Below are 25,296 nucleotides of genomic sequence, written 5' to 3'. Positions count from 1 at the left end.
GATCCGGGGGAGTTCCCGATGTCTCATCCACGCCGATGGTGGATTCTCGGCGTTCTGTGTACGGCGCTGCTGGTCCTGACCGTCGACAACATGATCCTCACGCTGGCGATCCCCTCGTTCATGCGTGAGCTGGGAGCCGGCCCCGCCGACGTCCAGTGGATCCTGGACGCCTACATCCTGGTCTTCGCCGGGATGCTGATCACCGCCGGCAGCCTGTCCGACCGCTTCGGCCGCCGCAGAATGCTGATCCTCGGGCTGGTCGTCCTCGGCGCCGCGTCCCTGCTCGCCACGTTCGCGAGCGAGCCCTGGCAGCTGATCGCCTGCCGCGCGGTCATGGGCCTCGGCGGCGCGCTGGCGATGCCCAGCACCATGTCCATCGTCATCGTCGTCTTCGAGGAGTCGGAGCGGCGCAAGGCGATGTCGGTGTGGGGCATGGTCAGCATCGTCGGCCTCGTGGCCGGCCCCACGCTCGGCGGGCTGCTGCTCCAGCAGTTCTGGTGGGGCGCGGTCTTCCTGGTCAACGTGCCGCTCGTGGTGGCCGCCCTCATCGGCGTCTTCGTCGTCGTGCCGGAGTCTCGGGGGCCGGCACGACGCGCTGATCCGGCGGGCGTGCTGCTGTCGGTCGTCGGGATGGCGGCGCTGGTCTGGGCGATCATCTCGCTGCCGCACGAGGGCTGGTCGGCGCCGGTGATCGTGGCGCTGGGGGGCGCCGTGATCATGCTGGGCGGGTTCGCGTGGTGGGAGGCGCGCACGGAGCATCCGATGCTGCCGCTGGGGACCTTCCGCAACCGCGACTTCACCGTGGCCGCCCTGTCGGTGGTGCTGCTGGTGTTCTCCACGGCCGCGATGCAGCTGGCCCTGACCCAGTTCCTCCAGCTCGTCCTCGGCTACGGGGCCATGACGGCGGCGCTGGCGTTCGTGCCGATGGCCATCGCGGTGCTCGTCTTCAACGTCGTCGGCGCCACGCTGGGCAAGCGGCTCAGCAACAAGACGCTGATCGTGGCGGGCATGCTGGTCGTCGCCGCCGCGCAGGCCGTCCTGGCCTCCATCGGCCCCGGCGACGGATACCCGCTGCTGGCCGTGTCGCTGACGCTGATGGGCGTCGGCACCGGCATCGCCAGCCCGTCCATCTACGCCACGCTCATGGGCGCCATCCCGCGCGAGCACGCGGGGGTGGGCTCGGCGGTCAACGACACCATCCAGCAGGGCGGCACGGCCATGGGGGTCGCCGTGCTCGGCAGCGTGCTCTCGCTCGGGTACACCTCCGCGCTGCCGGAGTCCGCGCCGGAAGCCGCCCGGGTCTCGCTGACCGACGCGCTGGCCGTGGCCGCCGCGACCGGCTCCGACGGGCTGGCGCAGGCCGCGCGTGAGGCGTTCCTGTCGTCCATGTCCCTCGTGAGCCTCGTGGCCACCGTGCTGTCGGTGGCCGGGACCGTCTTCGCCCTCGTCGGGCTCCGCCGCCCCGCCGCTCCCGCCGCTCCCGTCGAGCAGGGAAAGGAAGAGGACTATGCGACACCTTGACGTCACCGCCTACCGGAGCGCCGAGAAGCTGCTGCCCCACCACCGGCACGAGCTCGTCACCGGCGCCAAGGTGCGGCCCATGTGGATCGGCGGCGGGCCGCGCTTCTGGTACCGGGCCGCCGGCCGGTTCCTGCTCGTGGACCCGGCCGCAGGGACCCGCGAGCCGGCCTTCGACCACTCCCGCCTGGCCGACGCGCTGGCCAAGGCCTCGGGGCGGGAGGTGGACGCGGCGGCGCTGCCGTTCACCGCCATCGAGCTGGACGGGGGAGCGGCCGGGTTCGGCGCGTTCGGCGAGTACTGGCGCTGTGCCCTGGACACCTACGCGGTGGAGCGCGCCCGGCCGCGACCGGCGGCGGCCTTCGTCGAGCTCGCCGCGCCCGGCGGGGCGCGCGCGCTCTTCCGCCGCGACCACAACCTGTGGCTGCGCGAGCTCGACGGCGGCCGGGAGCGGGCGCTGACCTCCGACGGCGAGCCGGACCGCGAGTACGGCACCGGCCCCGACTGGTGGCAGAACTCCGTGCTGGTACGCCGGCTCGGATTCCCCACCATGCCGCCCGCCGCCGCCTGGTCCCCGGACGGCACCCGGGTGGTCACCCACCGCACCGACCAGCGCGGCGTGCGCCGCAACGCCTTCGTCGAGGCGCTGCCCGCCGACCAGGGGGCCCCGATCCTGCACACCCAGCGCTACGCCCACCCCGGCGACGAGCGGATCCCGCTGGCCGAGCTCGTCGTCCTCGACATCACGACCGGCTCCGTCGTCCGCGCGCAGGCCGAGCCGCTGCCGATGTCGGTCGTCTCGCCGATCATGACGCGCTGGGTGTGGTGGTCGCCCGACGGCCGCGCCGTGTACTACCTGCACCAGACCCGCGACGGGCACGGCCTGTCGCTGCGCCGCCTCGACCCGGTCACCGGCCGGGTGGACACGCTCCTCACCGAGACCGGCAGGACCCGCGTCGAGCCGAACCAGTGGGCGGAAGGCCAGCCGCCCATGGCCGAGGTGATCTCCGGCGGAGATGAAGTGCTGTGGTACTCGCAGCGCGACGGCTGGGGGCACCTCTACCTGTACGGCGCCGACGGCACGCTCCAGGGCCATATCACCTCGGGCACCTGGGCGGTACGCCAGATCCTGCACGTGGACGAGTCCCGCCGGGTCGTCTACTTCACCGCCTCCGGCCTGGTCGCCGGCCACCCGTACCGCCGTACGGTCTGCCGGATCGGGCTGGACGGCAACGGGTTCGCCCGGCTCACCGCCGACGACCTGGACCACGAGGTCGTCGTCGCGCCGGACAAATCCTGCTTCGTCGACTCGGCCTCCACCACCGGCACGCCGCCGGTGACGACCGTGCGCCACTGGGACGGCCACATCCTGGCCGAACTGGAGCGTGCCGACATCACGGCCCTGCGCGCGACGGGCTGGACCCCGCCCGAGCCGTTCCGCGTCAAGGCCGCCGACGGCCGTACCGACCTGTACGGCCTGCTCCACCTGCCCCACGGTTTCGACCCCGAGCTGCGCTACCCGGTCATCGACCACCCCTACCCCGGGCCGCAGACCAACCGCGTCCAGCCCACCTTCGACCAGGGCTACTACGGCTACGAGGCCGAGGGCATGGCCGCGCTCGGGTTCGTCGTGGTCGCGCTCGACGGGCGCGGCTCACCGGGCAGGGACAAGGCGTTCTCCGACGCCTCGCTCGGCAACCTGGGCGACCCCGCCGACCACGCCGCCGCGCTGCGGCAACTGGCGGAGACCAGGCCGTGGATGGACATGGACCGTGTGGGCGTCGCCGGCGCCTCCGCCGGCGGCCACCAGGCCGTGCGCGCCATGCTGGAGTACCCCGAGCTGTACAGGGCCGGCGTCTCCAGCTGCGGCAACCAGGACCTGCGCTACACCCACGCCGGGTACGGCGAGCTCTACCACGGCATGAGGGGCGAGGCCGACTACGCCGGAGTCTCCACCGTCGACCACGCCGAACGGCTGCGCGGCAAGCTGCTGCTGATCCACGGCGCCATGGACCCCAACGTGCTGCCCGACCAGACGATGCGGCTGGCCGAACGGCTGATCATGCTGGACAAGGACGTCGAGATGCTGATCGTGCCCGGGGCCGAGCACCTGTTCTTCGGCTACGAGCACCACGTCACCCGCCGCAGGTGGGACTTCCTGGTGCGGCATGTGATGGGCGCCGAGCCGCCGGAGCACCGGATCGCGCCGATGGTGTTCGACGCGGAGCTGCTGGCCGCCTGGTTCTGACGGCGGTCACAGCCGCGACAGCGCCTCCTGCCGCGACAGCCCGGCGCCCCGGCGGTACGCGCGGTCGTACTCCGGGGCGCCGAGGCGTTCCCGCAGTTCCCCGGCCAGGGCGGCCAGTTCGGGCTCACCGCGGTCGAAGGCGCCGCGGACCGCCGCGCTCAGGCCCAGCGCGGTGGCGGCGCCCGCCGGATCGCCCTCCAGCAGGAGCAGCCGGGCCAGCAGTTCCGCGCCGCTCGCGGCGGCGCCCTGCGCGGCGGTGCCGCTGACCGCCGAGGGCAGCAGCGCGCGGGCCCGCTCGGCCTGCCCGGCCGCCAGCAGGATGGCCATCCGGTCCGGCGCCACCAGGTCCACGATCGCCTCCTCCTCGACCGACAGCTCGCGGGCGAGCGCCTCCATGTCGTCGAGGGCGCGTTCGGCCTGGTCCAGCTCGCCGGCCCGGCGGTGCAGGTCGGCGACACGGCGGTGCAGCTCCATCTCGGAGTGCCGCCGCACGCCGCCTTCCGCGCGCCGCCGTACCGCCTCGATCTCGCGCCAGGCGGAGGCGGCGTCGCCGGCGCGCACGAGCTCGGCGGCCAGCCAGGTACGGTGCCAGATCTCCTCGCCCGCGCCGAGCTCGGTGGCCACGCGCACGCCGCGCCGGTAGTGCTCGAGCGCCGTGCCGTGGTCGCCGTCGACGGAGGCGGCCTGGGCGGCGGCGAGCAGGGTCCAGGCCATGCCGTAGCGTTCGCCCAGCTCCTCGAACCCGCGCAGGGCCTTGGCCCGCGCCCGGGTGCCGGCCCGCCAGTCGCCCCGCTCGACCAGGACGAAAGCCTCGACCCAGTGCGCGCACGCCCGGACCCAGGGCTCGCGGTGCTCCAGCGCGCGCCGCAGCTCCCGTTCCGCCAGATCGTCCAGGCCCTGGGTGAACGCGGTGCCGAGGATGACCGGCACGAGCACCCAATACTCCTCCAGGGCGCCGGTGCGCACGCAGTCGCCGATCAGCGTGCGGATCCGCTCGGCGCTGGGGAACCACGAGCGGTCGTTGGCCAGCTCGTGCATCGCGGCGATGGCCGCCCGCGGTCGTTCCGGGACCGCCTCGCCGAGCTGGAGCGCCTCGGCCATGAAGCTCTCGGCCCTGGCGTCGTAGCGGACGTTCCAGTACCAGAACAGCGAAACGGTCAGCCGGGCCGCGGCACTGGCGTCCCCGGCCGCGACCGCCGAGCGCAGCGCCACCACCACGTTGTCGTACTCGGCGTCGAAGACCGCGAACGCGTCGAGCTGGTCGCGCGTGTGCAGGAGCGGCTCCTTCGCCTCCGCCAGCCGGGTGAAGTGGCCGATCAGCCGGTCGCGGACCGCCTCCTGCTCGCCGCTGCGCGCCAGCTCGCCGGCGGCGAAGGCCCTGACCGTCTCCAGCATCCGGTACCGGCCGCCGGCCGCCTCCACGATCGACTTCTCGACCAGCGCGTCCAGGACGTAAGGGCCGTCCTGCTCGGCGCAGACCGCCGAGACCGCCCCCTCGTCCACGCCGCCCTGGAACACCGAGAAGCGCCTGGCCAGCGCCCGCTCCGGCTCGCTCAGCAGGTCCCAGCTCCACTGGACCACCGCGTGCAGCGTCCGCTGGTGCGGCAGCGCGACCCGGTCACCCGAGGTGAGCAGCCGGAACCGGTCGTCCAGCCGGCGCGCGACCTGCTCGACGCTCATCGAGCGCAGCCGGGCCGCCGCCAGCTCCAGCGCGAGCGGCAGCCCGTCCAGCCGCCGGCAGATGTCCGCGACCGCCTCCGGGTCGGGCGCGAGCCCCGGCCGCACGCTGAGCGCCCGGTCGGTGAACAGCCGCGCCGCCGCCTCCCGCCCCAGCGGGCCGAGCGGGCACAGCGCCTCGCCCGTGATCGCCAGCGGCTCCCTGCTCACGGCCAGCACGATGAGGTACGGCAGCCGCCCCAGCAACGCGTAGACCAGCTCGGCGACGCCGTCCACCAGCCGCTCGCAGTTGTCGAGCACCAGCACCGCCTCCCCGCCCGCGAGCAGCTCGGCCACCTGCCCGGCCGGATCGGCCGGCAGCGGACGCCCCTCAGGCGGCCGGAGGTCGGCCGACCTGAGCGCGCCGAGCACCGCGTCGGCCAGCCGGTCGGCCGTCTCCACCCCCGCCAGCGGCACGAACCACAGCCGGCCGTCGCGGTAGGCCCGGTGCCGGACCACCGCCTCCACCGCCAGCCGGGTCTTGCCCGCGCCGCCGGGGCCCACGACGGTGACCAGCCGGGAGCCCTCCATGAGCGTGAGCACCGTGCGCAGTTCCTCGTCGCGGCCGACGAAGCTGGTCAGGCGGGCCGGCAGCCGGGGTTCCGCGCGGGCGGCCGGCCGGTCGTAGGAGCCGCGCAGCACGGCCAGGTGGGCCTCGCGCAGCTCCTGGCCGGGATCGACGCCCAGCTGGTCGGCCAGCGCCGCCCTGACGTTCTCGTACACGGCCAGCGCCTCGGCCTGCCGTCCCGCCGAGGTCAGCGCCCGCATCCGCAGGACGGCCAGCCGCTCGCGCAGCGGATGGCGGGCGCCGGCCGCCTCCAGGTCGGCCAGGACCTCGGCGTGCCTGCCCAGCCGCAGCTCCGCCTCGAACCGCTCCTCGGCCGCCGCCGCCCGCAGCTCCTCCAGCCGGGCCGCGGACGCCCCGGCGAACGCGGCGCCGTCCAGATCCTCGAGCGCCGGTCCGCGCCACAACCCGAGCGCCTCGGTGAGCAGGGTGGACGCGGCCTGCGGCCGGTCGGCGGCCAGTTCCTTCCTGCCGCGGGCGAGCAGGTCCTCGAAGCGGTGCGCGTCCACGTCCTCGGCCCGCGCCGCGAGCCGGTAGCCGCCGGCGACCGACTCGACCGTCTCGGGGCCGCCCAGCGCCTTGCGCAGCCGGGACACCAGCGCCTGCAGGGCGTTGGCGGCGTCCGCCGGCAGGCCGGCGGCCCAGAGGTCGTCGACCAGCGCGTCCGCCGGGACGACCCGGCCCGGGTCGAGGGCGAGCCTGGCCAGCAGGACGCGCAGCCTGGCGCCGCGTATCTCCAGCGGCGACCCGTCGTCGCCGACCGCCCGCACCCGTCCCAGTAGCTCGATCCGCACCCCACCACCTTCTCAGAACGTGTGAGCGCGACGAGTCCGGTGCCCCGGCGGCGTCTCAGAACGTGTGAGCGCGACGAGTCCGGTGCCCCGGCGGCGTCTCGGAAGGTGTGAGCGCGACGAGTCCGGTGCCCCGACGGCCTGAGCGGTCAGAGGCCGCGGAACGTGCGGCGGTAGGCGGTCGGGGTCGTGGCGGCGTCACGGGACAGATGGAGACGGAGGTTGGCGGCGGTGCCGAGGCCGCAGCGCCGCGCGACCTCGTCCACGGGCAGGTCCGTGCGCTCCAGGAGCCGGCGGGCCAGCTGGACGCGCTGGGCGGCCAGCCAGCGGTGCGGGCTGACGCCGGTCTGGGCGGTGAAGTGGCGGGCGAAGGTACGCGGCGCGAGATTGGCCCGCGCGGCCAGGTCGGCGACGGTGAGCGGGTCGGCCAGCCGTTCCAGGGCCCACGCGCACACCTCCGCCATCCCGTCGCCGGCGGCGGGGATCGGCTGCTCCAGATACTGGGCCTGCCCGCCTTCGCGGTGCGGCGCCACCACCAGCCGCCGCGCCACCCGCACCGCCGCCTCCGCCCCGTGGTCGGTACGCACGAGGTGCAGGCACATGTCGATGCCGGCGGCGAACCCGGCGCTGGTCAGCACGTTGCCGGCGCCCGCGTACAGCTTGCCGGGGTCCACTTCGACGTCCGGGTGGCGTGCGGCGAGCGCGGGCGCGTCCATCCAGTGGGTGGTGGCGGGGAGGCCGTCGAGGAGCCCGGCGGCGGCGAGGGCGAACGCGCCGGTGCACACCGAGACCATGCGCGCGCCGCGGGAGGCCGCCGCGCGCAGCGCCTCCAGGACCGGTTCCGCGGGCTCGTCCAGCGGCGCGTAACCGGGGACCACGACCGTGTCGGCATCCCGCAGCGCGCCGAGGCCGTGCGCGACGGCGATCTCGAACCCCGTCGTGGCCGGCACCGGGCCGGGCGCCTGCGCGCAGACGGCGAAGGAGTACTCCTCGCCGCCGAAGACCTCCGCCGGGATGGCCAGGTCGAAGGCCACCACCGACGGCAGCGCCAGCGCCACTACACGATGCATGGCAGGATTCTTACGGATATCGGCATTCCTGTCACTCGTCAGCCGGCGCCGGACCGCGACAGGATCGGACCATGCGATTCATCGACGCCCCGTCGTTCACCGCGAACCGCCCCTGGGGCGCGCTGGACATCACCGAGATCGACCGGGCCACCGTGCGGCTGCACTGGACGGACACGCCGTACGTCTGGCACGTCAACGACGGTCCCGAGGTCTTCGTCGTCCTGGACGGCGCCGTGGACATGCGCTACCGGCGTGACGGCGAGGAGCGCGTCGAGCGGCTCACCCCGGGCCGCGTCTGCTACGCCGAGCCCGGCGACGAGCACGTGGCGCACCCGGTTCCCGAGGCCCGCATCCTGGTCGTCGAACGGAAGGGCAGCCGCTGAGGGTGGTCAGGGGTGCGGCGGGCTCGTGCGGGAGCCCGCCGCGCGGGGGTTGGTCAGCGCCTGTTCGCGCGCGGGGAGACGATCGTGCCGGGCGGAAGAGTGGCGACGGAGGTCTGGCCGGCGGCGACCCACGGGCCGGCGCTATCGCTTCCGGTCCGGGTCCCCGGCGGCGGTGGCCTGGCTGAGGACGGCGGTCAGCGCGGCGATGGAGGCGCGGGCCGAGCGGATGCGCGCGCTGCCCGCCTCGTCCTTCCAGTCGAGCTTCAGCCCCTCCTCGGCCAGGTCGCCGAAGGCGGCGAACGCGGCCAGCTTCTGCTGGAGGACCTTGGACCAGGCGTCGTCCTCGATCTGGTAGTAGACGGTCCGCTCGCCCGGCTTGCGGAAGCGGCGTACCAGCCGGATGGAGGTGAGCAGTTGCATGTTCGTGGTGAGCGAGGCCCGGCTGGCGCCGATGGCCTCGGCGATCTCGCCGGCGGTCTGCTCGGGCGGCTCGCAGGCCATGAGCCAGCCCAGGACGCGACCGGTGATCGGCGCCAGCCCCCATTCCTCCGAGACGAACGTGGCCACGCGCTCGACCCACTCGAGTACCCGCTCGCGGTCGGGGCCGTGCGGAGAGGTCATGAGGGCAGCCTAGCGTGTTTCAGTTGTTTCAGGCGCATCTAAAATTAGCCGATGCGCAGCGCCTCCTTGAGGAAGACGCGGTAGACGCTCGGGGTCCCCTCGGTGGTGATGACCTCCACGACGGAGCGGACGTTGCGATCCTCCACCGCCTCCCTGACCAGCGCGTCGGCCAGGTCCCGGCGTGCGGTGAACCGGCCGATCATCTGGGGCGCGCCGACGGTGTAGCGGGTGACCGCCGCGCCGTCGAACAGCCCGGACGGTCGCACGATGGTCCAGTCGAGGTCCGTGCCGGAGACGATCCGCTCCATCAGCGCGGCGTCCTCGTAGAGCGGGCGGCCCATCCGCAGCAGCATGGGCACGACCACCTTCCGGTACACGAAGGTCTCGCCGGGCGGGGGCTTCATCGGCACGCCGGTCGAGGTCGTGCAGACCAGGCGGCGTACGCCGTGCTCGGCCATGGCCGCGGTGATGTGCCGGGCCGACCGCGAGCCCGTGGTGACGGCCGGCGACTTGTACGGCACGCCGAGCGAGGAGATCACCGCGTCGTGCCCCTTCACCACGCGGCTCACGGCCGCGGGGTCGAGCGCGTCGGCCCGGACGACGTCGAGGCCCGGATGGGTGATCGGGAACTCCTCCGGATGGCGGGTCACCGCGGTGACGACGTGTCCGTCGCCGAGCGCCTGGGCCGTGGTGAGCCGGCCCGTGGGGCCGTTGGCGCCGAAGATCACGAGCTTCATGTGCTTGCCTCTCCAAGTGAGTGACCTGCACTATATTCATTATAGATAGTGTTAAGTCAAATGGAGAGATCATGGCGCGGGGCTGGACGCCGGAGCGCGTCGAGGCGTGGTGGCGGCGGGCTCCGGCACGAGAGCTGCTGGCCTGAGCAGCCACCGCTCGACCGCGCCGGTCATCTTCGCCCCCGCCTGGAGCGCCGCCGCCTTGGCCGCGGCCGGGGTGGTGCCGGGCTTCTGGGCGAGGATCACGCCGAGCACCAGGCGGCCCCGCACCCGGGAGGCCCACATCAGGTTGCCGCCCGCGGCCGTGCCCGAGCCGGTCTTGATGCCGATGACGCCGTGCTCGTTCAGCAGGGTGTTGGTGTTGGGCAGGCTCTGTCCGCCGCCGGGCACGGGCGTCCTGGTCAGCGCCACCACCTCGCGGAGGACCGGGTCGGCCATGGCCGCCCTGGCCAGCTTCAGCTGGTCGGCGGCGGTGCTGACCGTGCTGTCCTCGTTGCCGCTGGCCCCGGTGTACGTGGTGTCGCGCATGCCGAGGCGGCGGGCGGCGGCGTTCATCTTCGCGGTGAAACGCTCCTGCGAGCCGGCGTCCCAGCGGGCCAGGAGGCGGGCCACGTTGTTGCCTGAGGGGACCATCATCAGCTCCAGCAGGTGGCGCAGCCGTACCTGCTGGCCCGCTCTGACCGGGGCGGTCGACTCCTCGCGCGAGTGCGACTCGTCGGCGGCCGTCCGGTCCACCTCGATCAGCGGGCCCCGCTCGCCGGGGCGCAGGCGGTGGCCGCGCAGGATCACGTAGGCGGTCATCACCTTCGCCACGCTGGCGATCGGGACGGGCTCGCCGTCACCGCTGGTGCCCAGGCTGCCCATGCCCTCGACCTCGACCGCTGCCTGCCCCTCGTCCGGCCAGGGCAGCGGCACGCCGGACTTGGGGGTCGCCGATACGGCGGCGCAGCCGGACACCGCGCCTACCAGCAGGAGGAACAGCAGGAAAAGTCGCATACCGCCCACGATGGGTGGTGCACACATCCGGCCCGCCGTACGCGTGTGTTGGGCGGCGCTCAGCTTTGTATCGGCCCGGCATCAGCCAGGAAGGCCGCCGGTGATCACCCCCGGGTGGCCGGCGCGCTCAGGCGTCCTCATCGGCCTTGCGCGGCTGCGGAATCTGGGCGTTGGACTGCCCGTCGGGCTCGGCGGCGGGCTCCTCGGGCTCCTCGTCGTCCGGGTCGGGCACGGCCACCGGCTCCTCCTGGAGCCGCTCTCCGTGCCACGTCCGCCAGGCGGGCCCCGTGTCCTCGCCCGGGGAGGTGCCGAACATCTCGGGCTCGGGACCCTCCGCCTCCTGGCCCATGCCGAACACGTGGAGCATCGGGTCGTTCTCGTTGTAGGGCAGCAGCTCGTTCCGCAGCATCTCGCCCACCAGGTCGTACCTCGGCAGGTCGTAGGCCTTGACCATCTTGCGCAGCAGGTCCTCCACGCTCACCGCGAAGTCGTAGTGCCCCGCGCCGCGCAACTGCTTGATGACGTCCTGGTAGAAGCCCGCGGCGAACGTGACGTCGCGCCTGCGCCGCCAGTGCATGCTGGCCACCGTCTCGGTCACCTGCCGTCCGTGCTCTGCCAGCCGGATCGCGAACGGCAGCCGCCAATCGTGCGTGAGCTTGCCCGGATCGGCGCCCAGGAACACCAGCCACTCGTCGCGCAGCTTGGTCAGGGTGCCGATGGCCTGCGTGGAGTCGTGGGCGTGCGCCGCCCAGGACAGGCTCGCCCGCCACTCCTTCTCCTGGTAGGCGCGCACCGGCTCGGCCACGTCGATCTCGGCCCAGGCGGTGCAGGTCGCGCTCATGTCCCCGCGCGTGGTGGTGCCGAGCAGCACGAGCCCGTCGTCGGTGAGCGTCTTGTTGGCCGCGTCCTCGGCGTCCTTGGCCGCGTAGGGCGGGAACTCCCGCACCGCGGCGCGTACCATCCGGCGGATGGCCTGCTCGTCCAGGCGCCGCCGCTCGCCGACGAAGGACTCCATCTTGCCGCGGTCGGGTCCGCCGCGGGCGCGCCAGCAGCACCGCACGGTCACGGTGAAGGAGAAGGCGTCGTCGCGAGCGGGGGAGGTGAAGGTGAAGCTGTCGATCACGTTCACCGGCGGGACCTCGGGGGTGAGCCGCCGGAACCAGCTCAGCAGGCGCCGGCCCAGACCCGGCCGCCAGGGCCGGGGTGTTGTCGTGGTTGCCGTCATATGACGTCCTCAAGTGTCAGATATAGGGGAATGCCGAGAACGCGGCGCCCCCACGGCGCCGCTTCCACTGCTCGATCTGGTGGTAGAACCGCTTGCGCTCCAGGCGGCCGCGGGTGGCGAGCGGGACCACGAGCGCGCGTACCGGCTCGACCAGAGCCTCGTCGCCGTCGGCCGCCTCGACCCAGCGGCGCAGAACCTCCCACGCGCTCTCACCCATGTCCCGGTCGGCCAGGCTGAGCTGCCACAGCGGGCGCAGCCTGGCCGCGGAGACCTCGCCGCCGGCCAGCATGCGCAGCAGCGCCGGCGCACGGGGTACGGCCGTGCCGGGCGCGGGCAGCCTGGCCACGCGGACCATCGCGCGCACCGCCACCTTGCGCCGGACGAACGCCACCACCGGCTCCCCGACGTGCCGCGGCCCGCCCGACCATCCGCGCAACTGGTTCAGGACCTGGTGGGCCGCGCCGCCCGCGAAGATCTCCGTGACGACGCGGGCGATCCTGGACAGCCCGACCTCGGCCGCCACCCGGGCGCCGTCCTCGGGGCCGGCGTCTGCGGCGGCTTCGCGCAGGAAGTCGTCGATCGCCCGCAGCGCGTCGCCGGGGAACAGGGCGCCGATCCGCGTGCCGTACGCGTCGATGAGTGCGCCGCGGGCCGGTTGCGGACCGCCCGGCTGCAGCAGGCGGCGTACCCGCAAGGCGGTGCGCTCGTCGGCGCCGGCGGCGGCCTCCAGCGCCAGGCTGAAGGCGCGGTGGTGCAGCGGGCTGGGCGAGTCGCGCCAGGGGAGCAGCGTGGAGCCGGCGACGTGCTCGAAGTCGAGCACGGCGAACATCCCGACGGCCTGCGCGGCCTGGACGCGGATGGCCGGATCCTCCTGCTCGGCCTGTGCCCGCAGCCAGCCGAGGATCGTGGACCGCAGGCCCGGCAGGTCGCGCCAGGCCACGGTCAGCACGTCCCGGCCGAGCGACTCGGGCAGCAGGATCACCCGGGGGTCGCGGCCACGCCGGGCCGCCTCCTCGTCCATGCCCTTGAAGCCGCTGACGAAGGCGTCCAGGTTCGCCGGCAGACGGCGCAGGAACGGGTCCGGCGGGATCTTCTGGCCCGGCAGGCTCTCCCGCAGCCGGTCCGCCGCGCGCACGACCTTCCCGACCGGCTGTCCCTGGAACGCGGCGGCGGCCACCAGCGGCAGCGCCAGATGCCGGGGATCGACGTCGTGGAAGCACTCGCGCAGCCGTTCCCTGCGCCGCCCCGGCAACCGGGTCAGCACGTCCCCGGCCGAGGTGCCCGCCAGGAGCTGGATGGCCAGGTCGCCGGACAGGCGTACCGCCTCCGCGGGAAACCGCAGCGTGCCCACCTCCAGCAGGAGGGCGTCGGAGCTCAGCAGGCGGCGCGCGTTCTCCATGACCTCGGCGGCCGCGTCCTCCAGCCGTCCCCACAGGTGGTTCTCCAGCACGCTCAGCAGGTCGGGACGCTCGTGCCCGACCACCTCCGGCGCCCCGTGCAGATCTTCGGCCAGGGCGGGCCCGGCGGCCAGCACGATCACCCACGACCGGCTGCCCGCCGCCCGCTTCAGCGCGTCCAGATGGGCGCGGTTGACCCGCCCGCTCAGCCCGGACGCGTCGAGCACATAGGCCCGCTCGGGCTCCACCCGCCAGCCCGTCATCCTGCACGGCGCCGGATCGCCCGGCCGCTCGGGGAACAACGCCTCGATCGTGCCCACCTCGGCGATCTCCACCGGGAACTCGTGCGCCCGCGGCACCGGGACGATCGCCGACAACACCCGCAGCGCGCTGTCGCGCCGCCCCGTCGAGGCCTCCCCGCACAGCACGACCGCCCGATGCCGCGCCACGCCCGCGCGCAGCCGCTCGTCGGAGCCGGTGCCGACATGGAGCCGGTGGCGCAGGTCCAGGTCGTCCCGCGTCAGCCCGCCGAACCTGGGTGGCGTGACGAAGTCCTGGGCGACCTGGTAGACGGTGTGCGTGGTGACCGTGTCGGCGTGATAACTGTGCACGTCGCGGGCGGCCCACGACGTCGTGCGGTCGCGTGCCGCGCCCGCGTACCAGGCCGGGCCGAACAGGTACCGCAGCCCGTCGGCCCGCCGTCCGCGCTCGGTGTCGGCCTGGCGTTGTTCTTCCTCGGGGGTGGGCTCGGGTTCGGGTTGCGGCTCTTCCTTCCGGTACGGCCCGCCGTACGGCACGGGCTCGGTCATGGCCGGTTCCCGAGGTTGATGGTGTTGGCATGGTAGGAGTGGATGTCGCCGTCGCCGTAACTGGTGTTGGTGACGATGTCCCGGTGGCCGGGGGCTGCCGGTTTCTCCTCTTGCCGTGGTTCGCCGGGTTCTTGGGTTTCTGGCCGGGTCACGGTGACGGACGGCGCCGGCGTGCCGGGGAGGTCGATCGCCTCGGGCCGGTACAGGTCCGGGTCCGTCTTGAGCATCCTGCGTTCCAGGTCGCGCAGGAACTCCGGAGCGGTGGGCACGCCCTGGAGCACCCGATGGGCCAGTTCCCAGCGGTGGTCGCGGAAGTAGGCGTGCATGAGCAGCCAGGCCGCGGCCACGTTGTTCCGGTCCTGCTCCACCACCGCCTTGAGCGGGGCGATCTGCTCGGCGTGCGCCCCGCCCTTGATGCGGGCGGCGGCCAGGACCAGCCGCGCCTGCGTGACCTCCATGCTCAGCGCCTCGCGGTACCGGCCCATCAGGCGGCCGTCCAGGCCGGTGAGCGGCTCGCCCTTCGATCGGGCCAGCGCCTGGTCGAGCATCCGCACCGCGGGGGTGTCCTTGCCGGTGGCCAGGAGGTGGACGGCCTGCCGTACCTCCTCGCGGAACAGACGGACGTCCACGTGCTCATCGGCGATCCGCAGCCGGTAGGACAGGCCCTCCTTGCCGAGCGACGCCGTGATGCCCGTGTCCTTGAACGCCTTGCGTACGGCGCTGGCCAGACCGTGCAGGGCGTCGGCCGGGTAACCGTCGGCGGGCCGGCCCTGCCAGATCCACTCCTTCAATCTGTCGTGGGACAGGGGTTTGCCCCCGGCTTCCACGAGTGCCACGATCATGCGCTTGACCTGCGGGCCGCCCAGGGAGAAGCGCGAGTCTCCCCGCAGGACCTCCACCGGGCCGAGCAGGCTCAGCACCGGCGGCGGGCCCTCGCGGACCGCTGTTTCCGCATTCATTTCCCTCGTCTACCTCCTTCGAAAGGTCTCCGGAAAACCGGAGAAACGGCTTGGCGCCGTGCCGGAGAATTTCGGAGTGTTCCCAGGTCACGGCACAGATGGTTGCCAGTGAAGCCTTGGACTCTGGAGTCAGGAAGAAACACCCGACACCAGGAAGGGCTCGAGATGAGCAGGATCAGGATGGAGGCGCCGGTGGAGTTCCGGAGCGCGTGCGAAGGCGGCACCTGTGTGGAGGTGGCCATGGCGCAGGTCGTGGCCGTGCGCGACTCCAAGGACCCGCACGGGCCGATGCTGTTGTTCGACGGCAGGGAATGGGAGGAGTTCACCGGGGCCGTGAAGGCCGGCGAGTTCGACGTGCCGGGCGGGCGGCCCGCGATCGCCTGACCCGTTGAGCCTCCGTCCGGGCGAACCCCACCCGGACGGCCGCGACTCGGGCCACGCCTGGCCGGGCACCCACGTCTCACGCGGCCCTCGCGCGGACAATGGGCACCCGGCCGGCGGTGGCCCGAGCGTCTTGACGGGCTCGCGCCCGACGGGTTCCCGCCCGCCCCCCGACGGTCCGGCCCTCCACACCCCGACCACCCGAAGCCGCCCCGCACCCTCACGCCCCCAGCCCACCCCCGGCCGGGCGCCACCCGGTCTGACGGCCCCGGGTCTGACGGCCTGTGGTCTGACCCCCTCCTGTCCGACCACCTTCTTCCGTCCGACCGTCTTCCGTCCGACCGCCTCCTGCCTGACCACCGTTGGCCCGGCTGTTCGCCGGTTGGCCGTTTCGGGGCTGGCCGGCTCGGGGCTGGCTGGCTCGGGGGTGGGCGGCTCGGGGGTGGGCATGGTTCAGCCTCCGGCCCGGATGGTGGTGCTGATCTGGGACAGGAAGGTCCGGGCCTCGTCGTCGAAGACCGCCATCCGGCGCAGCGACGTCCACCGGTCGTGGTAGAGGCTCACGCTCTCGGCCCCCTTGACGACCAGGTTGGCGTGCACCGTCTCCACCGTCACCACGGCGCAGTCCTCCTCCTCGTCCTCGTGGTCGTCGCCGGACGCGCCACCGTCCGTCTCGAACATGACGAACGCGTGCGCCATGCTGGTGACCGCCTCCGTGTCGAGCGGGATGAGGCCGATGGAGACGTTCTCCAGGGTGCTGAGCGACGCGATCCGGTCGAGCTGGGCCAGCAGCAGGCGCGGTGGTCCCGGCCGCCACCGCAGGGCCGCCTCGGTGATGAGGAACTCGAACCGCTTGGCCTCGTCGTACAACGCGAGCTGCCGGTCCAGCCGGGCGGCGAGGACGGTGGCGAGCTTGTCCTCCGCATACCCGGGCTGGAACAACGTCAGCACCCGCTTCACGTACTCGGCCGTCTGCAGCAGCCCGGGCACGAGCGCCGGCTGGAACGTACGAATCACCTGCGCCCCCCGCTCCAGCTTCTGGATCTCCCCCTGCAGATGCGGCCGGTTACGCAGGGCCGCCCGCCACGTCTGCACCTCGGTGAAGGCCGCCTGGGTCAGCGAGGCGAGTACCTGCCGGGTGTCATCGGGCGCGTTCACCGCCTCGGCCCACGCCATCACCTGTGAGAACGACGGCATCGCCGCACCGGCTTCGATCCGCGAGACCTTGGACTGGCTGATCCCGATCTGCTCGGCGAGATCTCGTCCGGAGACGCCGGCCATGTCACGCAAACGCCTCAACTCTGCTCCAAGCCATTGCCGCTTGATCTGCGGATCCATACCGTCGTCCGTCACCACAGGCACGTGCCTCCCGCATCGCCCGAGATCCCCGCGCGCGTCCGATGCGCAGTGATTCGGCATGATTCAATCTGATGCGAGTTTGTGGGTGATTCGGTGAGTAGTCAATCACCGTACAGGTGGCAGCTCCCCAGTTAGCGGTATAAAGACCGAAATATATGTCTCATAGCGACTTAGCATGATTCACCGGCAACTCCACCCCAGGCCCCACGACCTCGCTATGCTCCCGCGCGCCTCACCACCCCCACCCCCTCCTCAGCCCACCCCGCCCCATCTCCACCCCATCCCGCGCACCTCCGGCCCGCGTATCTCCGGGCCCCTTGTCTTACGTGCGCCCGTCATGCCGCGAGTCGGGCTGTGTGGGCCGGGTCGCGCCGGTCTGTGGCGGCGCGTGAGGAGGCGGCCCGGGGGCGGCTGGGTGGTCGTGGCGGGTGTGGCGGCCGTACCGTGTCTGGTGGGGTGGGGGTGATCTGTGTGGGGCATGCGTAAATAGACGGGAATTTCGTATTTCCCTTGCGCGCACTTACCGCCTCGGTATGATCTGGCGCCGAGATTAGAACGAGGGCTCGAAAGCGGTTATCTCAAATCCATAAATTCGGATACCCTCAAACGACGGAGCGCCGAACAGTGGGATCTCATGCTGCCAGGTCGAAGCGTAAAAGATCGCGACTGGCGTTAGGGGTGCTCGTGGCCATCGCGCTTGTCGCCATACCGACGACGAGCGCCGTGGCGGGGGAGTCAGCCCGCCAGGCTCAGAAAACGCAGAAAGCGCAGAAAGCCGAAAAGATGCGGGCGCAGACCGCACCCGACACGCTTCAGGCGAGCCTGTGGAACAAAGGCCCGGTCACCGCCCCGCGCCGCGCCGAGCGGATACCCCTGGAACTCGGCGTACGCTTCACCGCCGACAGAAACGGCGAGATCGCCGGCATCCGCTTCTACAAGCCGCGCGGCGAGCGCGGCCGCCACGTCGGCACCCTCTGGGACGCCCGGGGCCGCGCGCTGGCCAGGGTGCAGTTCACCGGCGAGACCCGCGAAGGATGGCAGACGGCGCTCTTCGGCACCCCCGTCCCCGTCTGGGCGGGCGCCGTCTACACGGCCTCGTACCACACCCGCCACGGCACCTACGTCGCCCAGCGCGGCGGCTTCTCGCAGCCGGTCGTCTCCGGTCCGCTCTCCGCGCCGTCCGACCGTAACGGCGTCTTCGCGTACGGCAAGCGCTCCCGCTTCCCCTCCTACGCCAACCCGGCGAAGTTCAACTACTTCACGGACGTGATCTTCAACTACCGTCCGTCGCCCGGTCCCACGCCGACCGGCAAGCCGACCCCCACCCCCACCCGCACGGTGACCGCGACGCCGACACCTACCAAGCCCACGACCACCCCCACGACGACCCCGACCAGCACCCCCACCAAGCCGACGACCACCCCGACACATCCGACCAGCACCCCCACCAAGCCGACGACCACCCCGACACAACCGACCAGCACCCCCACGAAACCCACGAGCACCCCGACGAAGCCGACCAGCACCCCGACCAAGCCCACCAACCCGCCCCCCATGACCGGTTTCCCCAATGAGGACAACACCGGCCCCACCATCTCCACGTTCAGAAAGATCAAGGGCGGCGAGGTCAAGCAGGACGGTGCGGTGTTCGACGGCGTGGAGGTCAGTGAGGGCTTCGACATCTGGGCCGACAACGTGACGATCCGCAACTGCAAGATCATCGTCGGTGGCTACTGGGGCATCCAGCTACGCGAGGGCCACACCAACCTCACGGTCGAGAACTGCGAGATCGGCTCGAACAAGAAGACCAAGCTCGACATCGGCATCTGGAACGACGGCACCGGCAACATGACCGTTCGCCGCAACAACATCCACACCACGTCGAACGCCGCCATCATGGCCAAGTCCGGACTCATCGAGGACAACTACATCCACGACATGTGGCAGGCGAACCCGGGCGACCACACCGACGGCATCCAGACCAACGGCAACAAGGAAAAGAACAAGCTGGTGATCCGCCACAACACGATCATCAACCCGGAGAACCAGACGTCGGCCATCATCCTGAGCCCGGTCTTCGGCCCGATCCACGACGTGGAGGTCAGCGGCAACCTGCTGGCCGGCGGCGGCTACTGCATCTACGGCGGCGCCAAGCACATCGAGCACCCGTACTCGCCGTACAACGTGGTCATCAAGGACAACGTCTTCAGCCGCCAGGTCTTCAGCAAGTGCGGCTACTACGGCCCGATGGCCCACTTCGACGCCAAGGCCGAGGGCAACCTGTGGAGCAACAACCGCTGGGAGGACGGCGGCCAGGCCGTAGGGGCAGGCTGACCCCTCACCCGGGCGGCGGCACTCCACCACCGCCGCCCACCTTCCCCGGCAGCCCCCACCCGGCTCCCCGGGGATCCGGTGCGGCAGGAGCGGCAGGTGCGGCCGCACCTGCCGCACTGGGCGGGCGCGCTGTCGTAGTCCCCGGACACGCTGCGAGATGGAACCCCGGCGACCGAGGCACAACGGGACCGAACTTCCGGGCGAACCTGGACAAGGTCGCGGTGCCCGGCACACGAGCGGTCAGGGGCGCTGCCAGTTCGGGTCGCGGCCGATCAGCCCGAGCAGCCGGTCCTGCGGGGAGGCGTCGGGTCCGACCTTGAACTCGGGCCCGAACACCTCCACTCCCGGCCCGAACGCCCCCGGCGTCCGGTACTGCTCGATCAGCTCCGGCGGCAGCGCGGAGACCGACTCCCACGACAGCCGCACGTCCTCCGGGTCGATCGTGGCGTCCTGTCCCGTGGCCTTGGCCAGGTCCCAGCCGTGCAGGGGCAGGTCGGCGCTGATGACCTCGTTGACGTGCCGGGCGGCGGTGAACCGCCCGGCCGGGGTGTCGCACTCGGTCGCGGCCGCGACCGGGTCGGCGAGCAGGGCCTCGACGTCCGCGCGCGCGGCGCGGAAGGCGGCGAGCGGGTCCTCCTTCACCGAGGGGGCGGGGCTGAGCGCGCGGCCGATCGGGCTCAGCATGACGGCGTGCATGTCCACGATGTGCCCCACCACGTCGCGGGCGGTCCACTGCGCGCAGGGCGACGGGTCCGACCACTGCTCCGGCTTGACGGCGGCGACCTTCGCCTCGAAGGCGTCGGCCCGGCGGTGGTAGACGTCGGCTATCTCGTTCATAACCCCTCGTTTCCATAACCTATTGGTTTTCTACCGGCTGAACGAGGGGTTGGTCAAGGCGGCGTCAGCCGAGCCAGCCCGGCACCACCAGCAATGCCCACGCCGCCAGCGGGCCGACGACCACGATGGCGGCGCCGTAGCCGAGGAGCTTGCGGTAGAAGACGTCGCGGTCCATGCCCCGGACGTTGGCCACGAGCAGCGCGCCCGTGGTCGAGAACGGGCTGACGTCCACGATCGCCGACGACACCGACAGCGCCGCGATCATCGCGATCGGGCCGAGCGTCCCCTGCGACAGGAACGGCACCGCCAGCGGCACCAGCGCCCCCAGGATGCCGACGGTCGAGGCGAACGCCGACACCACGCCGCCCACGTAGCAGATGAGCAGCGCGACCACGAGCGGGACGCCGATCGCTGCCACGTGCGTGCCGACCCAGTCGATGGTCCCGATCTCCTGCAGTACGCCCACGTAGGTGACCACGCCGCAGATCAGCAGCACCGTCGGCCACGCCACCCGCTCGACGGCGCCCTTGTTGGCCTTGGGCGAGGTGAGGGAGAGGATGACCGCGACGGTGACCGCGGTCAGGCCGAGGTCCAGCTTGAACGCGAGCACCCCCGCGCACAGCCCCACGATCCCGGCCAGCGTCAGCGCCTGGTGCACGGTCAGCCGCAGCCCCGTCCCGGGCCTGGCGATCGTGGCAGTCCCCCCGCCGCCGGAAACCCCGCCGCCGGAGACCGCGCCGCCACGCTCCTCCTCGAGCGTCGACTCCGCGACCTCCTCCTCGGAAGGCCCGTCAGACGCGGTACGGCGGGCCAGCGCCGGCCCGCCGAACAGCAGGAACACGATGACCGCCGCCGCCGCGTTGAAGGCGAAGCTGGACAGGAACAGCACCAGGTTCGAGCTGGGCAGCCCCGCCTCCTTGGTGACCCCGTTCACGATGCCGCCCAGCACCGAGATCGGGGAGAACGCCCCGGCCTGCGTGCCGTGGGCGACCATGAGGCCGATGAGCAGGGCATGGATCTTGTACTGGGCGGCGAAGCCGTACGCGATGGGGGCGAGGATCGCGGCCACGGCGGGCGCGGGCGCGCCGACCGCGGTGAGCAGCGCGGCGATCGCGAAGATCACCAGCGGGATGGCCACGATGCGCCCGCGCACGAGATGGACGGCGGCGCGCACGAGCCAGTCGACGGTCCCGTTGTTGGTGGCGATCGCGAACAGCAGCGTCACCCCGACCAGGATCACGAACAGGCTGCCGGGGAAGGCGCCGAGGATGTCGTCGGTGCCCATCCCGGCGGCGAGGGTGCCGACGAGGAAGGCCCCGACGAGGGCCAGGGCTCCCAGGTTGACCGGGAAGGCCGTGGCCACCACGAACATCAGGATCAGGGCGAGTATGGACAGAAGTTCGGCGGACATGACATGACTCCGTTCTCCCCCGAGTCAGGTCAGCAGTCGGATGAGTTCGACGGGATGGCGGGCGGTGCGGCCGGTGCCGTGCGCGATCTGCTGGCGGCAGGACACCCCTGTGGCCGCGACCAGGGTGTCCTCGGCGGTGGCGGACACGGCTGGGAACAGCCGCAGGCCGCCGATCTTCATGGACAACTCGTAGTGCTCGGCCTCGAACCCGAACGATCCGGCCATGCCACAGCAGCCGGCGTCGAGTTCGCTCACACGCGCACCGGGGATGCGCGCGAGCAGTTCGCGCGTGGCCGCGGTGCCGGTGACGGCCTTCTCATGGCAGTGGCCGTGGAAGAGGATCGTGCGGCCGCTGAGAGCGTCGCCGAGCTGCAGCGCGCCGCCGTCGATGGCTTCGAGCAGCAGTTCCGGTACGAGGCGGGCGCGCCCGGCCACCGCCTGGACGCGGGGGTCGCCGGGCAGGAGCGCCGCGTACTCGTCCTTGAGCGTCAGCAGGCAGGACGGTTCCAGGCCGACGATCGGGGCGTCCGAGGCCGACAGGCGTCCGACCATGTCGTCCGCCATGCTCTTCGCCCGGTCGAGCAGGCCCTTGGACAGGCTCGACCGGCCGCAGCAGCCTTCGGCGGCCAGCCGTACCGTGTAGCCGGCCTTTTCCAGCAGTTCGACGGCGGCTCGGCCGATGGCGGGCTCGGTGAAGGAGGTGAAGGAGTCGGCCAGGAGGATGACCTCGCCCAGGCGGCCGGGGGCCGGGGTACGGCGGGCGTGCCAGCGTGGCAGCGTGTCGCGCTGGAAGCGGGGCAGCGGGCGCTGCCGGGCCAGGCCCAGGGCGCCGCGCAGGGGGGCGGCGAGCAGGTTGGACAGCGGCGCGGTGGCCGAGCCGAGCCGGTTGAGGGTGCGGATCGCGCCGAACAGCCGCGAGCGCAGCGGCACGCCGTGGGTCTGGTGGTACTGGTGCAGTGCCTCGCTCTTCAGCGAGGCCATGTCCACGCCGAGCGGGCACTCCGACGTGCACGCCTTGCACTCCAGGCAGAGGTCGAGGATGCCGTGCAGCCGCTCCTCGCCGAGCGCCGCCCGGGGGTCGGGTGAGGACAGGGCCTTGACCAGGGCGTTGGCCCGGCCCCGGGTGGAGTGCTCCTCCTCGCGGGTGGCCATGTAGGAGGGGCACATGACGCCCGTGTCCTCTTTGCGGCAGGCGCCGATGTTCATGCAGCGGTCGGCGGCGGCGTGCATGCCGTCCGCGAACGCCAGTGCCGTCCGCAGGGGCGGGGGCTCGGGGCGGGAGGGGTCGCGCAGGTGCTCGGTCATCGGGGCGGCGTCCACGATCTTGCCGGGGTTCAGCAGGTTGCCGGGGTCGAACAACCGCTTGACCTCCCGCATCGCCGCGTAGACGGCCGGGCCGAACAGCTTCTCGTTGAACTCCGAGCGGGCCAGGCCGTCGCCGTGCTCGCTGGAGTTCACGCCGCCGTGGCGGGCGGCCAGTTCGGCGATCTCCTCGGCGACCGCGCGCATGGCCGCGATCTCGCCGGGGGCGCGCAGGTCGACGAACGGGCGTACGTGCAGGCAGCCGACCGAGCAGTGGCCGTAGAAGCCGGCCTTCATGCCGTGCCGCTCCAGGATCCGCTCGAACTCCGCCACGTACGGCACCAGCGCCTCGGGCGGCACGGCGGTGTCCTCGACGAAGGCCAGCGGGCGCCGGCTGCCGACGCTGGAGGCCATCAGCAGTCCCAGCCCGGCCTTGCGCACCTTCAGCACGGCCTCGCGCTGCTCCTTGCCGACGGCCCGGAGCGTGTGGTAGCCGTGCCCACCCGCCTTCCAGGCCCTGGCCAGCTCGTCCACCTTGCCGGCCGCGTCGTCGCCGAAGAACTCCACGAACAGCAGCGCCTCCGGATCGCCCTCCAGGATGTCGCCGAGCCGGGCGTACTCCACCCGCTGCCGGGACAGGTCGAGGATGGCCTTGTCCATGAGCTCGACGGAGGCGGCGTCCAGGGCGAGGGCCTCGTGGGTGGCGGCGATGGCGGACAGGGTCCCGGTGAAGTGGCCGACGGCGATCGCCCGCGTCGTGGGGCGCGGCACGAGGCGCACGGTCGCCTCCGTGACGATGGCCAGCGTGCCCTCGGAGCCGACGACGAGCGGGGTGAGGTCGTCAGGCGTGACCCGGTCGAGCCGGTAGCCGCCGGATTGGCGCCAGAAGCGCGGGTAGCCCGCCAGGTCCAGGTTCTCCAGGATCTTGTCCACCCCGGCGCGCAGCCGCCCGTCCGTGGCCAGGTCGGGGGTGGAGGCGTCGGCCAGGACCACGCTCAGGGCCCGCACGTGGTCGATCGTCGAGCCGTAGCGGATCGAGTGGCTGCCGGCGGAGTTGTTGCCGATCATGCCGCCGATCGTGGCCCGGTTGCTGGTCGAGGTGTCGGGACCGAACATCATCCCGTGCTTGGCCGCGGCCCGGTTGAGCTGGTCCTGGACCACGCCGGGCTGCACCCGGGCCAGGTCGCCGTCCAGTTCCAGGATGCGGTTCATGTGCCGGGAGAAGTCCACGATCACCGCGGCGCCCACGGTCTGCCCGGCCAGGCTCGTGCCCGCGCCTCTGGGCAGCACCGGCACCCCGAGGCCGCCGCAGGCCGTGACCAGTGCGCGTACGTCGTCGGTGTGCTTGGGGTAGGCGACGGCCAGGGGCTCGATGGCGTACATGCTGGCGTCGGACGAGTACAGGTGGCGGGTGTAGTCGTCGTCCCTGACCTCGCCTGCCAGCAGCGGCCCGAGCGTCCGCGCGAGGCTCACGCCCCGCCCTCCAGGTAGGCCAGGGCCCGCTGGACGCCGCCGTCCTTGATCGGCACCCCGGCCGCCCGCAGCCCCATCTCGACGCCGCTCAGCGTGCCGGCGAGCATGAGGTCGGTGAAGTGGCCGAGGTGGCCGATGCGGAAGACCCGCCCGGCGAGCCTGTCGAGGCCGGTGCCGAGCGACATGTCGAAGCGCTCCAGCACGATCCGCCGCACCTCGTCGGCGTCGAAGCCGTTCGGCACCGTCACCGCGGTCAGCGCGCTCGAGTATTCCCGCTCGTCGGCGCACAACACCTCGAGCCCCCATCCCCGTACGGCCCGCCGCGTCGCCTCCGCGTGCCGGTCGTGCCGGGCGAAGACCTGGGCGAGCCCTTCTTCCTCCAGCATGGACAGCGCCTCGGCCAGGCCGTACAGCAGGTTGGTGGGTGGGGTGTAGGGGAAGTAGCCGAAGTGGTTGGCCTCGATGATCGGCCGCCAGTCCCAGTAGGCGCGCGGCAGGCGCCCCTGGTGGTCCAGCGCCTTCGGGCTGACCGCGTTGAAGGCCAGACCGGGCGGGAGCATCAGGCCCTTCTGGGAGCAGCCGACGGTGACGTCGACGCCCCACTCGTCGTGCCGGTAGTCGATGGAGCCCAGCGACGAGATCGTGTCGACCAGCAGCAGCGCCCGGTGCCCGGCGCGATCGAGCGCCGCCCTGATCTCGGGGACGCGGCTGCGCACGCCGGTCGAGGTCTCGTTGTGGACGACCATGACGGCGGCGGTCTCGTCGGTCAGGTGCTCGGCGACCAGGTCGGGGTCCACGCCGTGCCGCCAGTCGCCGGGGACGAGGTCGACCTCCAGCCCGAGCTTGGCCGCCATGCGGCACCAGAGCATGGCGAAGTGCCCGGTCTCGAAGGCCAGCACCCGGTCGCCCGGCGACAGCGTGTTGACCAGTGCCGCCTCCCACGCGCCGGTGCCCGAGGACGGGTAGACGACCACGTCGCCGCCGGTCTGGACGACCGCGGCGAGACGGGGGAGCAGGTCGAGCGTGAGCTCGGCGAACTCCGGTCCGCGATGGTCGATGGTCGGGCGGGCCATCGCCTGCAGGACGCGGTGCGGGACGTTGGTGGGGCCTGGGATCTGCAGGAAGTGCACGATTCCTCCGTGCCGTGTGGCGGCACAGCGTGCC

At 72.5% G+C, this 25,296-nt stretch carries 18 protein-coding genes; 5 read left to right on the top strand and 13 right to left on the bottom strand.

Going from position 1 to position 25,296, the window contains the following annotated elements; genetic code table 11:
- The first annotated feature begins 18 nt into the window (after positions 1–18).
- Together ACFWY5_RS09845 and ACFWY5_RS09840 are read left to right on the top strand one after the other, a co-directional pair.
- A complete protein-coding gene (locus ACFWY5_RS09845) occupies positions 19–1,521 on the top strand; it encodes an MFS transporter (RefSeq protein WP_379631119.1) in 1,503 nt (500 codons plus the stop codon).
- A complete protein-coding gene (locus ACFWY5_RS09840; protein ID WP_379631117.1) occupies positions 1,508–3,766 on the top strand; it encodes a DPP IV N-terminal domain-containing protein in 2,259 nt (752 codons plus the stop codon). The genes ACFWY5_RS09845 and ACFWY5_RS09840 overlap by 14 nt, the downstream gene beginning before the upstream one ends.
- A gap of 6 nt (positions 3,767–3,772) precedes the next feature.
- Here ACFWY5_RS09840 and ACFWY5_RS09835 read toward each other — a convergent pair whose 3' ends face one another.
- Positions 3,773–6,841 carry a BTAD domain-containing putative transcriptional regulator gene (locus ACFWY5_RS09835; protein ID WP_379611663.1) on the bottom strand — a complete coding sequence of 1,023 codons (3,069 nt, stop codon included), beginning with the start codon at positions 6,839–6,841 and terminating at the stop codon, positions 3,773–3,775.
- Between the two features lie 146 nt (positions 6,842–6,987).
- The gene (locus ACFWY5_RS09830; RefSeq protein WP_379631114.1) at positions 6,988–7,908 is read right to left on the bottom strand and encodes a helix-turn-helix domain-containing protein; all 921 of its coding nucleotides are present in this window, start codon (positions 7,906–7,908) and stop codon (positions 6,988–6,990) included.
- A gap of 71 nt (positions 7,909–7,979) precedes the next feature.
- On the opposite strand from ACFWY5_RS09830, the gene ACFWY5_RS09825 reads away from it, so the two are divergent.
- Positions 7,980–8,291 (top strand): hypothetical protein, encoded by a 312-nt coding sequence (locus ACFWY5_RS09825; RefSeq protein ID WP_379611665.1) that lies wholly within the window; start codon positions 7,980–7,982, stop codon positions 8,289–8,291.
- Positions 8,292–8,432: 141 nt separating this feature from the next.
- On the opposite strand, the gene ACFWY5_RS09820 is transcribed toward ACFWY5_RS09825, so the two are convergent.
- From ACFWY5_RS09820 to ACFWY5_RS09795, 6 genes are all read right to left on the bottom strand, one after another.
- On the bottom strand, positions 8,433–8,912 hold the full coding sequence (locus ACFWY5_RS09820; protein WP_379611666.1) for a GbsR/MarR family transcriptional regulator: 480 nt from the start codon (positions 8,910–8,912) through the stop codon (positions 8,433–8,435).
- 44 nt (positions 8,913–8,956) lie between these two features.
- The gene (locus ACFWY5_RS09815; protein ID WP_379611667.1) at positions 8,957–9,649 is read right to left on the bottom strand and encodes an NAD(P)-dependent oxidoreductase; all 693 of its coding nucleotides are present in this window, start codon (positions 9,647–9,649) and stop codon (positions 8,957–8,959) included.
- A 69-nt stretch (positions 9,650–9,718) separates the two neighbouring features.
- Entirely contained in the window at positions 9,719–10,645 is a 927-nt protein-coding gene (locus ACFWY5_RS09810) for a D-alanyl-D-alanine carboxypeptidase family protein (protein ID WP_379631112.1), read from the bottom strand.
- A 127-nt stretch (positions 10,646–10,772) separates the two neighbouring features.
- Positions 10,773–11,870: a hypothetical protein gene (locus tag ACFWY5_RS09805; protein WP_379631110.1), complete on the bottom strand. Its 1,098-nt coding sequence runs from the start codon at positions 11,868–11,870 to the stop codon at positions 10,773–10,775.
- A 16-nt stretch (positions 11,871–11,886) separates the two neighbouring features.
- The gene (locus ACFWY5_RS09800; protein ID WP_379631108.1) at positions 11,887–14,076 is read right to left on the bottom strand and encodes a hypothetical protein; all 2,190 of its coding nucleotides are present in this window, start codon (positions 14,074–14,076) and stop codon (positions 11,887–11,889) included.
- Positions 14,073–15,035, bottom strand: coding sequence for a BTAD domain-containing putative transcriptional regulator (locus ACFWY5_RS09795; protein WP_379631106.1), 963 nt, complete (start codon positions 15,033–15,035; stop codon positions 14,073–14,075). The genes ACFWY5_RS09800 and ACFWY5_RS09795 overlap by 4 nt, the downstream gene beginning before the upstream one ends.
- 165 nt (positions 15,036–15,200) lie before the next feature.
- Here ACFWY5_RS09795 and ACFWY5_RS09790 point away from each other — a divergent pair, with 165 nt between their 5' ends.
- Positions 15,201–15,419 (top strand): DUF397 domain-containing protein, encoded by a 219-nt coding sequence (locus ACFWY5_RS09790; protein WP_379631104.1) that lies wholly within the window; start codon positions 15,201–15,203, stop codon positions 15,417–15,419.
- 450 nt (positions 15,420–15,869) lie between these two features.
- Here the strand turns inward: ACFWY5_RS09790 and ACFWY5_RS09785 are convergent, their stop codons facing one another.
- Entirely contained in the window at positions 15,870–16,754 is an 885-nt protein-coding gene (locus ACFWY5_RS09785; RefSeq protein ID WP_379631102.1) for a helix-turn-helix domain-containing protein, read from the bottom strand.
- Positions 16,755–17,558: 804 nt separating this feature from the next.
- On the opposite strand from ACFWY5_RS09785, the gene ACFWY5_RS09780 reads away from it, so the two are divergent.
- On the top strand, positions 17,559–19,109 hold the full coding sequence (locus tag ACFWY5_RS09780) for a DUF4082 domain-containing protein (RefSeq protein WP_379631100.1): 1,551 nt from the start codon (positions 17,559–17,561) through the stop codon (positions 19,107–19,109).
- A 240-nt stretch (positions 19,110–19,349) separates the two neighbouring features.
- Here ACFWY5_RS09780 and ACFWY5_RS09775 read toward each other — a convergent pair whose 3' ends face one another.
- From ACFWY5_RS09775 to ACFWY5_RS09760, 4 genes are all read right to left on the bottom strand, one after another.
- Entirely contained in the window at positions 19,350–19,946 is a 597-nt protein-coding gene (locus ACFWY5_RS09775) for a TIGR03086 family metal-binding protein (RefSeq protein WP_379631098.1), read from the bottom strand.
- A gap of 64 nt (positions 19,947–20,010) precedes the next feature.
- Positions 20,011–21,357 (bottom strand): SLC13 family permease, encoded by a 1,347-nt coding sequence (locus ACFWY5_RS09770; protein ID WP_379611678.1) that lies wholly within the window; start codon positions 21,355–21,357, stop codon positions 20,011–20,013.
- A gap of 24 nt (positions 21,358–21,381) precedes the next feature.
- Positions 21,382–24,132, bottom strand: coding sequence for an FAD-binding and (Fe-S)-binding domain-containing protein (locus tag ACFWY5_RS09765; RefSeq protein ID WP_379631096.1), 2,751 nt, complete (start codon positions 24,130–24,132; stop codon positions 21,382–21,384).
- On the bottom strand, positions 24,129–25,262 hold the full coding sequence (locus ACFWY5_RS09760; protein ID WP_379631094.1) for a pyridoxal-phosphate-dependent aminotransferase family protein: 1,134 nt from the start codon (positions 25,260–25,262) through the stop codon (positions 24,129–24,131). The genes ACFWY5_RS09765 and ACFWY5_RS09760 overlap by 4 nt, the downstream gene beginning before the upstream one ends.
- Positions 25,263–25,296: the final 34 nt, after the last annotated feature.

The organism is Nonomuraea sp. NPDC059007 (assembly GCF_042740555.1).
In the GTDB taxonomy this organism is placed as follows: Bacteria; Actinomycetota; Actinomycetes; order Streptosporangiales; family Streptosporangiaceae; genus Nonomuraea.
Note: the sequence above shows the minus strand (reverse complement) of the source record. Positions and strands in the feature narration are given on the sequence as shown.

Excerpts from the sequence above, each read along its gene's own strand:
- ACFWY5_RS09790 (WP_379631104.1), top strand. The coding sequence starts at position 15,201 with ATGAGCAGGATCAGGATGGAGGCGCCGGTGGAGTTCCGGAGCGCGTGC.
- ACFWY5_RS09795 (WP_379631106.1), bottom strand. The coding sequence starts at position 15,035 with ATGAATGCGGAAACAGCGGTCCGCGAGGGCCCGCCGCCGGTGCTGAGC.
- ACFWY5_RS09815 (WP_379611667.1), bottom strand. The coding sequence starts at position 9,649 with ATGAAGCTCGTGATCTTCGGCGCCAACGGCCCCACGGGCCGGCTCACC.
- ACFWY5_RS09805 (WP_379631110.1), bottom strand. The coding sequence starts at position 11,870 with ATGACGGCAACCACGACAACACCCCGGCCCTGGCGGCCGGGTCTGGGC.
- ACFWY5_RS09800 (WP_379631108.1), bottom strand. The coding sequence starts at position 14,076 with ATGACCGAGCCCGTGCCGTACGGCGGGCCGTACCGGAAGGAAGAGCCG.
- ACFWY5_RS09840 (WP_379631117.1), top strand. The coding sequence starts at position 1,508 with ATGCGACACCTTGACGTCACCGCCTACCGGAGCGCCGAGAAGCTGCTG.
- ACFWY5_RS09770 (WP_379611678.1), bottom strand. The coding sequence starts at position 21,357 with ATGTCCGCCGAACTTCTGTCCATACTCGCCCTGATCCTGATGTTCGTG.
- ACFWY5_RS09825 (WP_379611665.1), top strand. The coding sequence starts at position 7,980 with ATGCGATTCATCGACGCCCCGTCGTTCACCGCGAACCGCCCCTGGGGC.
- ACFWY5_RS09780 (WP_379631100.1), top strand. The coding sequence starts at position 17,559 with ATGCGGGCGCAGACCGCACCCGACACGCTTCAGGCGAGCCTGTGGAAC.
- ACFWY5_RS09785 (WP_379631102.1), bottom strand. The coding sequence starts at position 16,754 with ATGGATCCGCAGATCAAGCGGCAATGGCTTGGAGCAGAGTTGAGGCGT.
- ACFWY5_RS09775 (WP_379631098.1), bottom strand. The coding sequence starts at position 19,946 with ATGAACGAGATAGCCGACGTCTACCACCGCCGGGCCGACGCCTTCGAG.
- ACFWY5_RS09845 (WP_379631119.1), top strand. The coding sequence starts at position 19 with ATGTCTCATCCACGCCGATGGTGGATTCTCGGCGTTCTGTGTACGGCG.
- ACFWY5_RS09820 (WP_379611666.1), bottom strand. The coding sequence starts at position 8,912 with ATGACCTCTCCGCACGGCCCCGACCGCGAGCGGGTACTCGAGTGGGTC.
- ACFWY5_RS09830 (WP_379631114.1), bottom strand. The coding sequence starts at position 7,908 with ATGCATCGTGTAGTGGCGCTGGCGCTGCCGTCGGTGGTGGCCTTCGAC.
- ACFWY5_RS09810 (WP_379631112.1), bottom strand. The coding sequence starts at position 10,645 with ATGCGACTTTTCCTGCTGTTCCTCCTGCTGGTAGGCGCGGTGTCCGGC.